Annotated in this window: 17 protein-coding genes; 16 read left to right on the top strand and 1 reads right to left on the bottom strand. The window is 33.5% G+C overall.

Annotation, left to right across the window (positions count from 1 at the left end; translation table 11 throughout):
* Positions 1–358: 358 nt before the first annotated feature.
* The gene (locus PXD56_RS18085) at positions 359–730 is read right to left on the bottom strand and encodes a GTPase (protein WP_276494733.1); all 372 of its coding nucleotides are present in this window, start codon (positions 728–730) and stop codon (positions 359–361) included.
* 194 nt (positions 731–924) lie between these two features.
* On the opposite strand from PXD56_RS18085, the gene PXD56_RS18080 reads away from it, so the two are divergent.
* The 16 genes from PXD56_RS18080 (at position 925) to PXD56_RS18005 (ending at position 11,996) form a co-directional block, all read left to right on the top strand.
* Complete coding sequence (locus tag PXD56_RS18080; RefSeq protein WP_276494732.1) at positions 925–1,743, top strand: hypothetical protein; 819 nt, start codon at positions 925–927, stop codon at positions 1,741–1,743.
* A gap of 218 nt (positions 1,744–1,961) precedes the next feature.
* Positions 1,962–2,723, top strand: a complete 762-nt coding sequence (locus PXD56_RS18075) for an HNH endonuclease (RefSeq protein ID WP_276494731.1) — start codon at positions 1,962–1,964, stop codon at positions 2,721–2,723.
* A 192-nt stretch (positions 2,724–2,915) separates the two neighbouring features.
* Complete coding sequence (locus tag PXD56_RS18070) at positions 2,916–3,494, top strand: hypothetical protein (protein ID WP_276494730.1); 579 nt, start codon at positions 2,916–2,918, stop codon at positions 3,492–3,494.
* 23 nt (positions 3,495–3,517) lie between these two features.
* Positions 3,518–4,021 (top strand): hypothetical protein, encoded by a 504-nt coding sequence (locus PXD56_RS18065; protein WP_276494729.1) that lies wholly within the window; start codon positions 3,518–3,520, stop codon positions 4,019–4,021.
* Positions 4,022–4,091: 70 nt separating this feature from the next.
* On the top strand, positions 4,092–4,913 hold the full coding sequence (locus tag PXD56_RS18060) for a hypothetical protein (RefSeq protein ID WP_276494728.1): 822 nt from the start codon (positions 4,092–4,094) through the stop codon (positions 4,911–4,913).
* 86 nt (positions 4,914–4,999) lie between these two features.
* On the top strand, positions 5,000–5,458 hold the full coding sequence (locus PXD56_RS18055) for a DUF2750 domain-containing protein (protein WP_276494727.1): 459 nt from the start codon (positions 5,000–5,002) through the stop codon (positions 5,456–5,458).
* 160 nt (positions 5,459–5,618) lie between these two features.
* Complete coding sequence (locus PXD56_RS18050; protein WP_276494726.1) at positions 5,619–6,134, top strand: hypothetical protein; 516 nt, start codon at positions 5,619–5,621, stop codon at positions 6,132–6,134.
* 139 nt (positions 6,135–6,273) lie between these two features.
* The gene (locus PXD56_RS18045) at positions 6,274–6,966 is read left to right on the top strand and encodes a hypothetical protein (RefSeq protein ID WP_276494725.1); all 693 of its coding nucleotides are present in this window, start codon (positions 6,274–6,276) and stop codon (positions 6,964–6,966) included.
* A 30-nt stretch (positions 6,967–6,996) separates the two neighbouring features.
* Positions 6,997–7,506, top strand: a complete 510-nt coding sequence (locus PXD56_RS18040; protein WP_276494724.1) for a hypothetical protein — start codon at positions 6,997–6,999, stop codon at positions 7,504–7,506.
* A 5-nt stretch (positions 7,507–7,511) separates the two neighbouring features.
* Complete coding sequence (locus tag PXD56_RS18035) at positions 7,512–8,315, top strand: tetratricopeptide repeat protein (protein ID WP_276494723.1); 804 nt, start codon at positions 7,512–7,514, stop codon at positions 8,313–8,315.
* Between the two features lie 48 nt (positions 8,316–8,363).
* Positions 8,364–8,852, top strand: coding sequence for a P-loop nucleotide/nucleoside kinase family protein (locus PXD56_RS18030; protein ID WP_276494722.1), 489 nt, complete (start codon positions 8,364–8,366; stop codon positions 8,850–8,852).
* A 69-nt stretch (positions 8,853–8,921) separates the two neighbouring features.
* Positions 8,922–9,650, top strand: coding sequence for a zinc-dependent peptidase (locus PXD56_RS18025; protein WP_276494721.1), 729 nt, complete (start codon positions 8,922–8,924; stop codon positions 9,648–9,650).
* Positions 9,651–9,776: 126 nt separating this feature from the next.
* Positions 9,777–10,280: a YegJ family protein gene (locus PXD56_RS18020; RefSeq protein ID WP_276494720.1), complete on the top strand. Its 504-nt coding sequence runs from the start codon at positions 9,777–9,779 to the stop codon at positions 10,278–10,280.
* Positions 10,281–10,282: 2 nt separating this feature from the next.
* A complete protein-coding gene (locus tag PXD56_RS18015) occupies positions 10,283–11,185 on the top strand; it encodes a DUF6892 domain-containing protein (RefSeq protein WP_276494719.1) in 903 nt (300 codons plus the stop codon).
* 61 nt (positions 11,186–11,246) lie between these two features.
* A complete protein-coding gene (locus PXD56_RS18010) occupies positions 11,247–11,591 on the top strand; it encodes a cupin domain-containing protein (RefSeq protein ID WP_276494718.1) in 345 nt (114 codons plus the stop codon).
* A 9-nt stretch (positions 11,592–11,600) separates the two neighbouring features.
* Positions 11,601–11,996 (top strand): group III truncated hemoglobin, encoded by a 396-nt coding sequence (locus PXD56_RS18005; RefSeq protein ID WP_276494717.1) that lies wholly within the window; start codon positions 11,601–11,603, stop codon positions 11,994–11,996.
* The last annotated feature ends 151 nt before the right edge of the window (positions 11,997–12,147 follow it).

Raw genomic sequence — 12,147 nt, 5'->3', positions numbered from 1 at the left:
CTCACAACCCAAACATCACTTCGGCTACGCTCAGCGACCGAGTAAGTTCAGCGACCGAGTGAGACCAACAACCAACAACCGACAACCAATAACCAATAACCAACAACCAAACGAAGCAACCGAGAAAACGAAATGTCAGTTCGAGTGAATTTTATACTGTAGCAGAGCGGAAGTAAAAAAATTGCTTGCCCGCCGACAAGGAGGGTATCGAGAACAAGTTTGGTACCCGCTAAGATTCACTATTCACCAATGTCACTTCGGCTACGCTCAGTGACCGAGTAAGCTCAGCAACCGAGTGAGACCAACAACCGACAACCAAAAACCAAGCGAAGCGATCAACACTGCCTACTGAAAACTGTTACTGAATACTGCCAACTGAACTAATAAGCTCCTCCACGCCCTCAAAAGCATTCAACTTCTCAGTGGTGACCAACACTTCTAAATCATGTGCCGTTTCTACTAATATAATAGGATAGGTAAATGCATGCCCAAATTTGCTTTTATAGCGTTCTTGGAATTCATCTTTATAAAAGAACTCTAGCTCGTAGCCTTTCGCCAACAAACTTTCTCTAAACGTCTTCCATTGATTATTCTCGGTGAAATTGCCGTATGTTAATGAGCAGAGTGCGCAGTTGTATGTTGCGGGACTCACAATTTTATGGGCGAAGTCTAACATTTTACTCCCCGTATCACTATTGGCATTATAGATAAATAGAATTTTCTTTGACATGACCATTTGGTCGTAAAAATACCCAAACCATACATAATTTTTAACCGATTATGGTTTCCCGTAATGGAGTATAAAATGGTTATTGTAGGTTTATTCTTTAGTGGTATATTTAAGACTATGATTACACATATTCCTGAATATAGCGGAATATATGCAATTATACACATTAGTTAGCACCAATACGAAAACAAAATATGGATTTACATAAGGTAATCTTCGATACTACACTTTATCAAAAATTAAGAAACACAGTTTTAATTGATGAAGAAGGTGAAGAAAAAGAATATACTCTTGATTATCTAATAACACACTTTAGTGAAAGAGTTGAACTTTACTGCACAAAATGCAGAGACAAAAGAGTGTTTACACCAGACAGAGTTTATAAAGATGTCCCAAGAGTTCCTAATATGCAATTTTCACCTCAATTGGTTCGCAATCAACCAACCCTTTATAAAACATTTAGGTGCAGTTTGGACTCACAACATAAAATTTTATACGGATTTTTAGTTGATGGAGAACACATAATTAAAATTGCAGAATACCCTTCAAAATACGATTCTGTTAAAGATGGATTTAATAAATACAAGGATGTTTTATCTAAAGAAAATATAAGTGAACTTGCCAAAGCTTCTCAACTTGAATCTTATGGATATGCAATTGGTTCATTTCTGTACTTAAGAAGAATATTTGAAAATTTAATAATTCAAACCTTCACAGATACAGATATAAAAGATAAAATTTCAGAAGAGGAATTCCGAAAAAAACGAATGGAAGATAAAATTGAATATATACAAGAATATCTTCCGGAATACTTTAATGAGAACTCTCATATATACAGCACTTTGAGTAAAGGAATTCACGAATTGAAAGAAGAAGAATGTAGAGAATACTTGCCTATAGTAAAAACTATTATCTACTTTTCATTAGATGAGGCAGTTGACAAACGGAAAAAGGAATTAAGAAAGCAGGAGTTCGCAAATAAATTAAAAAACATTAATTCTAAATTAAAATAAAGTACTGGTGCTAACAATGGCTATAATTAATACGGGTCTTGGTGCTTAAACCAAAGTTTGGGTATATTTAGTAAGTCCGCCAAATCTTTTGGATTTGGCTTTTAAATAGAAAAAATAAAAACAAACAAAAAGATTCGGCTAATCGCTTAAACGGAAACAAAAGTGCCTTTTTATTCCCGTACTAATCATAACCGAGACGTTGGCAACAAGCTAAAAAAATGAACAAGCGAAAAATATTTAATGCTATTGAACAATCCAGTGAAAAGATTATTGGTGGAAAAGATGGTCTAATAAAACGTATCAAATCAGCTAAGAATTATGTTAGTAATGATGATTTAACGGAATGGGCATTTTCCAAGTTGGTAGCAACGGAAAACTTTAATATTAGCTCTGGTTCATCTTCAAAACCTTTCTTCTACTCACACAATTTTAAAAACGTTTTAGAAATTAATGATAGCCAATTTAAATCTGACGTAATTGCAAAGTTTCTAAAATGGTCTGACAAAATAGAATACATTGATATTAGAAGGAAATTTAATGCCGACCAAGGCGATAAGAAAAGATTTGAACTTTTGGTTCATATTGATTTAATTCCAGAAGGAATTAAGCAACAACCAAGTTTTTCAGCAAATAATCAAGATGAATTTTTAGAAGGTTTTAAAAAGGAAATCAAAACTGAAAATAGTTACAGAAGTGGAAAATTGGTAAAATTGGCAAAAGAAAAATACGGAACTGATTGTGTAGTTTGCGGATTTAGTTTTGAACAAAAATATGGACAACACGGAAAAGACTTTATCGAAATACATCACCTGATACCAATTGAAAATGGAACGAGAAAGTCAACAATAAATGATGTTGCGCCAGTTTGTTCAAATTGTCATCGAATGCTTCACAAAGGAAAAACAATGTTGTCTATAGAATATTTGAAAGAAATAATAGAACGTGAAAAGCCAGTTGCCAACAATGGCTATAGCAAATAGGGCATAAAGTACTAAATTTAAAGGCTTGGGTTTGTTTACTAAGTCAGCCATATCTTTTGGATTTGGCAATTAAAAATAAAAATAATTACCAAAAAAAAAGCTGTGACTCGTTGACCAGACGGAACGAAAAGTTTCCTTACCTGCTCTATTTGCCGTAACCGAGAAACTAGCCAAAAGCTAAGAAAAACCTAAGTGAAAGCACAAAAAACATATCTTAAAGGAAAATCAGTTTTTATAGTTTCCCTAGTTGTAATAGGAATTACAATTCTGACTGTGTATTTGACAGGCGAAAATTATAACCGAACGGTAACTTCAAATTTATACTTGTCCCAATCAATAATTGGAACTGTACTTTTTCTGTTTATGACTTACGGATTGTATAGCGGAATTGGATTAAAAGATAACTTTCCAAAGTTTCGCGATTTTAAAACTGGAGACTTTATTGCTAACTCTGGAACCTCACCTGATTTACCAAGTATTGAAGCTGGGGATGGAATTGGCGGATTTATAATGTCAATATTACTCTGGATAGGAATGTCCATCTTAATTTTTGTACTTCTAATTTTATTAGAAGCGTTTTTTTGGGTTTCTATTTTTATAATACTAGCGATGCTTTACTGGGTGTTTTTTAGAGCCTTAAGATTGGTGTTTTCAAAATCACAGAAAACAAAAGGGGATATTGGAACTTCTGCGATTTATTCGCTGACCTATACCGTATTATATTTAGGCTGGATTTTCGGGATTGTATATTTGACCGAATTATTACGCTGAAAAATTCTAGAAAGGGACTATAAATGAAGAAATCCTTGAGAAAAAGCATTTTGACTTCTTACATAATAGGTCTTCCAATTGGACTTTTATTTATTGCTTCTATAATTATACTTCCTCCTCTTTTATCGGGAGAAGGTCTATTAAGCTTTATAATATTGAGTTTATATGGGAAAGCTATAGTTGGGCTTGTCATATCTTTTATAATTGCACTATGGTTTTTTGGTATTTTAGCTCAAAAAAGTATAGAAAAAGGAAACTCACTATTGCTAACGTCATTTAAGTATACGCTACTGATCATCTTAGTTATTTGGACAGTTTTTTCTGTTATTGCTTCCTTCAACCAAGAAAATGAGTTCGTTTTTTTTGTCTTACCTCTTATTGCATCTATATTTTGTACTACTATAACAACATTTACAATTGGACTTGCAATAGCTTTTAGAACTAGAACCATTATACGTAAGGTATCAAAAATCAAAATACTACTGCAAATAAAGAATCGAGGTAATAATATTCTTAAACCTTTTTGATTTCATTTTTTAAGGACAACTAATCTTTTATTAATACGTTAGCTTTAACTCTTAAAACAATTACTATACAATGCAGTTCAATTCAAATCAGAAATTTAAAAACTCAAATGCTTATAGACTATCTGAATTGAAACCTGCTGGCACAAAACTTATTTTAGACCCAAAAACTGAACTTACAGAACTTCTAAAACTGACATTTTTTGACTTGACCTTAAAACAAGTCTTAATAATCAAGAAAGCTCAGTTAAAATCTCACCCAAGAGATCCATACTTAAGAGAATATATAGTTGTAGAAACCGGAAAGAATTTCACTAAATATAAGCCTAGTTCGTTTGAAAAATATTTTACCGATTTAATTGACGAAGACAGTTATTTTAAACTAATACCCTATTTACGTGCAATCTTTAAAAACATACCATCTGAATACAGTCATAAAAAAGAGATTGTTCGTGGTCTAAAATTGAAATCTTATTTTAATAGCGGTTTCATATCAAGCATTTTTTCATTGTTTAAAATTAATTTTAAAGGAAAAAAATTAAAAAAAGAACTACAAGAGTACTTAGATGAAGTAGATCAAAATATTGTAACGCTAATAGAAAATGAACCAAAAAAAGCTTTACAATTAATTCTGTTTCTTCAAGGAAATATTTTCCTTCTCAAAAACTTAAAATTTGAACTTCTAGAAAAGCTCAAATCATTTCTTCCAACACAATCAAAAGATGAAGATGATTTATTGAACGACTTATTGTGGTTTGATTATATATATGACCCCGAACTTTCATTTTCAGACTTATTCTCTGACATATCTGAAATGTTCGATTCGGTTGATAATTATTTCGATTTTGATGGCGGTGGAGATTTGGGTGGCGACTATGATTTTGATTTTGATTAAAATTAAGGTAATGTAAATCACAAAAATAAAATTACCTTAGTCATCAATTTAACAGATTTTTAAAATCACTTTCCTCAAAGCAAAACATGGAACAACAAGGCTCCGAATTAATAGAAAATAGATACAAAAAATTTATACAAACCGTTTGTAAAACAGACGTTGTATATGCGCTACAAAACCAAGATGGGTTTGCAACCTCAGCCTCTGCTCATTATGAAAATGAACAAGGCAAACCTGTTGACATTCTATGTTTTTGGGCAGAAAGTGGTAGAGCAAAATCTTGCGCCATCAACCATTGGAGCAACTACCAAATTACTGAAATAGCCTTAGTGGATTTTATTGAGAACTGGGGCGTAGGAATGGAAAATGATGGTATACTAGGCGGCATAGAATTTGACCAGAACATGTTTGGCTATGAAGCAAAACCCTTAGATTTAATTCTTGCCCTAGTTGCTGAAATAAAAGCGACCAATAAAGAACTACCACTTCAAAAATTTGAAAATATTGCTGATTTAGAGGAACAGGCTAAAGAGGCGAATAAGTAGTAAATGAACCAATTAAATATCCTAAAATCTGACTAGTTCACCATTGCAGTTTTCATGCTAATGATTTGGTTTTGTGATTATTTTAAAGACAAAAGGAAATTTTAACAAAACATTTCCGTTAGTCTTTCTGACACACCTTTTTTTCTTAAAACCAAACCACATGAAAACACCATTACTGGTATTTGCCTCTATATTTATATTCTTAACTTCTTGTAGCGAAAGTAAACCTGCAAATTTTGAAAGAGATGGTGTAGTAATGACCAGTCCGGCAGGTTGGGGCATTACGGATCAAGAGAATATAGATGACCAAGGGTATTACCTTTCTATAGAAAAAGATGGTTTTGATTCTAGTGGTATTATAACCATGACATGGCTTAACGGTGAAATTGATTTGAATGAATGGATATTGATTTATCAAGATGAATTGGTCAATAATATTATCTATAAAAATTCTAATTTAGATTTTACCGATCCTAGCGACGATCATTATAACGATATTGACACAACCTCTATACAGTTTACCGCTAGCATTTTAGGTCTTGGACATGAAGGTGTTATTCATTTCTTTCATAAAGGCGATAAAACCTTTGCCCTTTTAAAACAACAAGCTGTAGAAGACAATTTAGTCAACAAACCAGGTTTTGATCTGATCGAAGAGAGTTTTAGAATTGAATAGTACAATAGTGTAATTCTTGAATTTACAGCAAAACTTATCTACAATACATTTTAGCAAATACACACAATGACAAAGTAAACCTATTACAACTCTAATTTTTGTAAGTTTATATTTACTAAAACACCAAATATTCAAATTAATGAAAATTGGAAGTTGGAAAAAACATGGGTTTGAATTTCTCTCCATTTTTATTGCTGTAATATCAGCTTTTGCTTTAAACAATTGGAACGACAACCGAAGAGACAATAAATCTGAACAAAAAATTCTCAGAGAAATTTCTAACGGGCTCGTTAAAGACCTTGAAGATGTTCGAGGTAATGAAAGTGGTCATAAATTAGGTATTTCTGCATGCCACTATTTCAAAAATATATTAACAGACAAACCTGTTGATATAGACTCTTTAGGTATTTACTATTTTATTGTTACCAGAGATTTTGTTTCCATCCAAAATGTAGCCGGATACGAAACTTTAAAATCACAAGGATTGGAGTTAATCGAAAACGACAGTTTAAGACTTGACATTATCTCTTTGTATGAATATGATTATCAAACACTAAGAAAATTAGAAGAAGAGTATTCAGAAATTCAGTTCAATGAAAATTATTTTAAAGAAATAAATCAAAATCTAGCTCCACACTTTCAATTCGATGTTGAGCAAAATATTAATGGTATTGACCTACCATTAAACTTGCCCACAGAACAGAAGAAAATACTATTATCATACCTCTTAAAAATTCAAAAAAATAGAAATTTTATTCTTCAATCTTACGCACAGGTTTCAAAGAACATCAACAAAGTATTAGGTAAAATTAATGCTGAATTATCTGAGTAAAATAATCCTCCATTTAAACCAAATTCTAAATTGAAAAATAAATTAAATATATTCTTACTTACTAGTTTTTTACTAGCTGTAGCTATTTACTTCTGGGCTAGCTCCCTACACAGTAAGCAAGTTGGAGATATCCCTTTTGACTTGTCTATTGACAATTCTGAATTTGTGGTTTGCGATGAGGATCAAATTGACCAGTACTACCTTGCCGACACTTATTATGAAGGCGGAAAAAGGGCTATAAAAAAAGAGCTGTCCAAAATTCTAAATGACCTTGAGTTTGAGTTTGAGTTTGACAAATCAGGTACTATCACTTTTAGATTCGTTGTTAATTGTACTAACCAAATAGGTAGATTTCGTACTAAAATGGTGAACGAAAACTTAAAGTCAACCTCCTTTAAATCTAGTAACATCAAGCAGATGCAAGAAACTATTAAAAACTTGAAGCATTGGCATGCCGGTAAATGGAACAATCAACCCATTGATACGTATTACAATTTAAGCTTTAAAATTCAGAATGGTAAAATCACAGATATATTTTAAAGACTATGAAGACTTTTATAAAAATAATTAAGGTGATTTTTACACTACTATTTTTCTCTTTTTCAATAATCATGCTTTATTACACGGCATTGGCTCCTAAAGTTGACCGATTTAAAATGGCTGAACATTTTCAAGGTACCTATTTATCTCAAACCATGTTCGACATTTTAAAAATGCAATACCCAGAGTATTCCGATGCTTATTTTGAGCAATCTGTAGCTTTCAACAAAAGAGGCGACTACGCAAAAGGTTTTGAACTTTTAGACAAAGCTGTTGATCTTGACCCAAAAATACATTTAGGATATAGGGGCTGGATGAAGTTGAGAAAATTACGAGATTACGATGGTGCCCTAAGTGATTTCAATAGATTAGACAGCTTAACACCCAACACAATTGATGCGCCTTGGGGAGAAGATATTGACTTTTTACGTGGAGAGTGTTATTTCGGAAAAAAGAATTACCAAAAAGCTATCAGCTTCTTCAATCAAAGTATTATCAACCAAAAAGAAAACTGGGCAGATGTACATGCATTTGTTTATTTAGGACTTTGCGAATACAAACTTGGTAATTACGTGAATTCAATTTCTGAATTTCATCGTGCTTTAAACCAATCTAATCACGTTCCGGAAGCTCATTTTGGCATAGCAAAAGCATACCAAAATATTGGGGAGACAGAAAAAGCCAATGAGCATATCTTAAAAGCCGAAGAACATATAACTTCAAAAAGAGAAGATAGTTATGACGAGTTTTTAAATGAAATCTATTTATATGAAATTTTAGATTTTAAACAAATTCTGAACAACAGTTAACTACTTATTACTGTATAATTAAATCCAAACTGCAAACACAAAAACTCCATGCTACACCTCATCGCAGGAAATACCGGATCTGGCAAAACTACTTATTCAAACGAACTGAAAAAGAAAACCAAAGGTGTAATTTTCTCTATAGACACTTGGAACAGTACCTTATTTCTACCTGACAAAATCGAAACCGACGGATTAGAATGGTTCTTAGAGCGTATTGAGCGGGCGGAGGAAATAATATTGAATGTAGTAGCGCAATTAGAGGAATCTAATACCGATGCTATCTTAGACTTGGGCTTATCGAAATTTGAACACCGAGAAAAGTTTAGAACATTTGCTGCATCTCATGGTTATGAGAATACGCTTCACTTTTTAGATATATCTAAAGAAACCAGATGGCAACGCGTACAACAGCGTAACACCGAAAAAGGAGCTACGTTTGAGTTTGAGGTCACCAAAGAGAATTTTAATTTTATGGAAACTTGGTTTGAAAAACCTACCGAAAATGAACTGAAAGGTAGTGTCATTATCACCGAATAATACTAATTTTACGCCAGCGTTCTGCGCTAAATTTCAATAACAAACCATACTCTCAACCAAACCAGTTACTTGAACGTAAAACATACTTTCGTAAACTTTTTTCTAAAGTCTAGCAGCAAGCATGAATGCCATGAGGTGCTTAGCAAATGGAACTCGTATTACACCGCTTTATCTAAAAAACACCAACAGTCTTTTGTGGTGAGAACTCTGTTATTCTTAAAGACTACAAATTTTGGTTCTAAAGAAGGTTTTGAACTTACTACAGAAATGAAATTGGTTATTTCAAGTGCTTTTGTTGAAATAACTTTTGGTCTAAAACAAGATGTTTTGAGCATCTTTAAAACGGTATTCGTTACGCCGTCTTCATACACATATACCGGTAGAGATGTTTTATACGATGGTGATGTAAATACGGTAACCAAACGCGTAAACATGTCATGGCCCGCCGTAGAAAAAGGTTTTGTAATTACTAATGACGGTTTAAACATTGCCATACATGAATTTAGCCATTGCCTAATTATTGAACATGCTAAAGGTTCTTATTTCTCCAAGGTTTTCAATGACAAGGACCTCAATGCTTGGAAAGAATTGGCAGAGAAAAAAATACCGCTTATCCGCGAGGGTAAATACACCATTTTCAGGGATTATGGTGGCACTAACTTAATGGAGCTTTTTGCCATTACCTTAGAGACATTTTTTGAGCAACCTCATGAGTTTTATTCTTACTCCCCTACTTTTTACCGTACCACCGCTAGAGTGCTTAAACAAGATCCTAGAAACGGTAAATACCCAAAGTAAACAACCTAGGGTATAGACCTTTATTGAAACATTACATTATTGATTGTCAATTAAAACAATAACAGTACTATTGCGTTGTGCTTCATAGCACTACAATCCTTATTAAATAATATAGACACTTACCTTATGAAGAAATCGCTACTTTTAATTGCATCGTTATTACTTATACTGACTTCGTGTAAAGAGGGTACTGCAGACAAAACTGAACGCTCTGGTGAACCAGATGTTTACAATGTAGAAGATGACGATAGTAGAATGAACCAGGCTATTGTAGATGCCAAAAATTCTATTGACGAGTTTAAAGAGGCATTGGCTAGCGAGAATCCTGATCTTTCATTCTTTACCATTAAGCAGAAATTTGATGCTGACGGTGGTGCAGAACATATTTGGATTGGAGATATTCAATTGATAGATGATGACTTTATAGGTATTATTGCCAACGAACCTATGTATACCAACAAAGTTCAACTTGGAGATACCATTACCGTAAACCGTGCCAATATTAGTGATTGGATGTATTATGAAGAAGGTAAAGTGGTTGGCGGATTTACCATACGTGCTATTCGCGACGGATTATCTCCTGAAGAACAAGCGCAATTTGATGCCGAGAACGGACTAATATTTAAATAAAAATGTTTTCATTTCTAAAGAAAAATAGACCCAAACCAATACGTATTGTTGGTACAGATGAGCAACTTCTTATAAATGACGTTGCTATAACTTTCCCCACAAACTACGAGACGCTAGTAGCTATTTTTGGTGAACCTTCGCGTACCGGTAAGACCAAACTTTCTAATAGCCCCGTAATTTGCTGGGATGCGGAAGGTGTATATTGCTCTTGCGGTAGCTACGGTCATATTTTTGGTTTTAGTCTTATTTTTTCTAAAAAACATCACCTGGACCTGCCTCCAAAAAACAATTTTTCAGGGTCTATTATTCTGGACGACAAAGAAATTCTTTTCGATGATTTTTCCATTAATGAAAACCCCAATTATTGCATCAAAAAACTTACCTATAAAGACGAAGAGCAGCCGTATGCACTTTATATAAGTTCTAATCTAGAAGCTAAGAAAGAAATTCCGAAAGACAAATACATACTACAACCAATAACAGAAGAGCATATTGAACTTACGGATTTCGGATTTAAGTTAGCGGTCATTGAAGAATTAATGTATACTCAAGAAGTGCTACAGCCAAAGTTTGAACTTTATGAATTTATAGAATGGTATACCAAACGAAAAATAGATATTGAAGAAGAAGGTTATGAGCCTATTGCAGAAGTAACGCAATTCTTTAAAGATCTTCAAATTCCTAAACGCATGGCACCTCTTTTAACCGAAATTTACCAAGATGGCGGAAACGATATTTATTTAAATCTAATACGTTTTAGTAGCGGTAGTGAAGATTACTGGAATATAAAAAGTGCCGTAGATGCTAAAAAATTTCCCAATCTTAAAAAAGCGACGCTATGTTATGCCGAAGATCCCGTGTACGATGAAATGATCGCTATGGGAATTGATGCAGAGAGTTTATAATTACCTGAGAAGTGTCATAGTTTAGCAAACCGATGTTTTATACTATTGTAAAAACATGAATATGCAAAAGGTCTCTTTCACTGAAAATTTAGATTTCAACGATACTAAGATTGTTACCAAAGTTCTTTTAGAAACTTCATTCTCTAAAGAGATTAGAATTCTATTAAAGAACGGGCAACTCATGAAAGAACATAAGGCTCCTTTCCCTATTATAGTACATATTGTAACAGGAGAAATTGATTTCGGAGTTGAAGGTGCTCAACACACCCTAAAGCAAGGAGATATCATTACCTTAGCCGCTAATGTTCCGCATGACCTTTTAGCAAAATCTGACAGTATAGTTCGTCTTACACTTTCTAAACAAGACACAGCAAAACGGGTTGGAAAAGTCATTGCCGATTCTTAAAAACAGACCATGAGCGATATTACCAATAGAGAAGATGTTAGGGTATTGGTGCATACTTTCTACGATAAAATTAAGCAGAACACAATGCTTGGTCCAATTTTCAACGGGCATATTACAGACGAGCAATGGCCTACGCATTTAAGTAAACTCACAGATTTCTGGGAGTCTAATTTATTTGGTGTCCGTACGTTTAGGAGCAGCCCTTCTAAGGCACATGTAAACGTCGACAAAAATCTTCATCATAGCATTTCACAAGATCACTTTGCGCAATGGCTACAGCTTTGGTTTGAAACTCTCAACGAGCTTTATGAAGGCGAATTAGCGGAAAGAGCAAAACAGATGGCACGTAGAATGTCTACAGGGCAATACATTCATATTTGGCAAAGTAGACCGGAGAATCAGTGATTCTGGTTTATTAGTGAGTTAGTTGGTTAGTGTTCAGTATCAGTTGGCAGTGTCAGTTGATAGTAGGTTAGTTACTTTTGGCTTTTGGCTTTTGGCTTTTGGCTTTTGGCTTTTGGCTTTTGGCTTTTGGCTTTTGGCTTTTGGCTTTTGG

Origin of the sequence: Maribacter zhoushanensis (assembly GCF_029350975.1) — a bacterium.
GTDB lineage: Bacteria > Bacteroidota > Bacteroidia > Flavobacteriales > Flavobacteriaceae > Maribacter > Maribacter zhoushanensis.
This window is presented reverse-complemented; position numbering and strand designations above follow the sequence as displayed.

What these genes read in the sequence shown, in the direction of transcription:
- PXD56_RS18005 (WP_276494717.1), top strand. Translation starts at nt 11,601, where the DNA reads ATGAGCGATATTACCAATAGAGAAGATGTTAGGGTATTGGTGCATACT.
- PXD56_RS18065 (WP_276494729.1), top strand. Translation starts at nt 3,518, where the DNA reads ATGAAGAAATCCTTGAGAAAAAGCATTTTGACTTCTTACATAATAGGT.
- PXD56_RS18045 (WP_276494725.1), top strand. Translation starts at nt 6,274, where the DNA reads ATGAAAATTGGAAGTTGGAAAAAACATGGGTTTGAATTTCTCTCCATT.
- PXD56_RS18015 (WP_276494719.1), top strand. Translation starts at nt 10,283, where the DNA reads ATGTTTTCATTTCTAAAGAAAAATAGACCCAAACCAATACGTATTGTT.
- PXD56_RS18085 (WP_276494733.1), bottom strand. Translation starts at nt 730, where the DNA reads ATGTCAAAGAAAATTCTATTTATCTATAATGCCAATAGTGATACGGGG.
- PXD56_RS18080 (WP_276494732.1), top strand. Translation starts at nt 925, where the DNA reads ATGGATTTACATAAGGTAATCTTCGATACTACACTTTATCAAAAATTA.
- PXD56_RS18060 (WP_276494728.1), top strand. Translation starts at nt 4,092, where the DNA reads ATGCAGTTCAATTCAAATCAGAAATTTAAAAACTCAAATGCTTATAGA.
- PXD56_RS18030 (WP_276494722.1), top strand. Translation starts at nt 8,364, where the DNA reads ATGCTACACCTCATCGCAGGAAATACCGGATCTGGCAAAACTACTTAT.
- PXD56_RS18035 (WP_276494723.1), top strand. Translation starts at nt 7,512, where the DNA reads ATGAAGACTTTTATAAAAATAATTAAGGTGATTTTTACACTACTATTT.
- PXD56_RS18020 (WP_276494720.1), top strand. Translation starts at nt 9,777, where the DNA reads ATGAAGAAATCGCTACTTTTAATTGCATCGTTATTACTTATACTGACT.
- PXD56_RS18055 (WP_276494727.1), top strand. Translation starts at nt 5,000, where the DNA reads ATGGAACAACAAGGCTCCGAATTAATAGAAAATAGATACAAAAAATTT.
- PXD56_RS18050 (WP_276494726.1), top strand. Translation starts at nt 5,619, where the DNA reads ATGAAAACACCATTACTGGTATTTGCCTCTATATTTATATTCTTAACT.
- PXD56_RS18010 (WP_276494718.1), top strand. Translation starts at nt 11,247, where the DNA reads ATGCAAAAGGTCTCTTTCACTGAAAATTTAGATTTCAACGATACTAAG.
- PXD56_RS18075 (WP_276494731.1), top strand. Translation starts at nt 1,962, where the DNA reads ATGAACAAGCGAAAAATATTTAATGCTATTGAACAATCCAGTGAAAAG.